General features: G+C 64.4%; 1 pseudogene. It reads right to left on the bottom strand.

The annotated features are described in order from the left end of the window. Positions 1-253: pseudogene (locus tag RYX56_RS23925) on the bottom strand (hypothetical protein); the annotation flags it as partial.

Here is a 253-nt window from a genome sequence, read left to right as displayed (position 1 = left end):
GAGTATGGGGATCAGACCGCGCAGAGCAGGCGTCCAACCGGCGCGGCCTGTACGAGTACGTCGGCGGCGACCGTAGTGCATCGCTATGCGATCGTACTCGTCGAACTCGTTGTTCTTTCCGACCCAGCTCGCGCTTCCCAGCGGAACGTCATCGCGTTCGACCCTGCCCTTCTTGTCCTTCCAGACAGGGATCGACGCCGCTCCACCGCGCCTGCGGTAGCTGTCGCGCATATAGTCGCGGTCGGAGAGGCCC

This window comes from Alkalihalophilus lindianensis, from assembly GCF_032843265.1.
Lineage (GTDB): Bacteria > Bacillota > Bacilli > Bacillales > Bacillaceae_D > Alkalihalophilus > Alkalihalophilus lindianensis.
The sequence above is the reverse complement of the archived record's forward strand: the minus strand, read 5'-3'. Positions and strand labels throughout refer to the sequence as shown.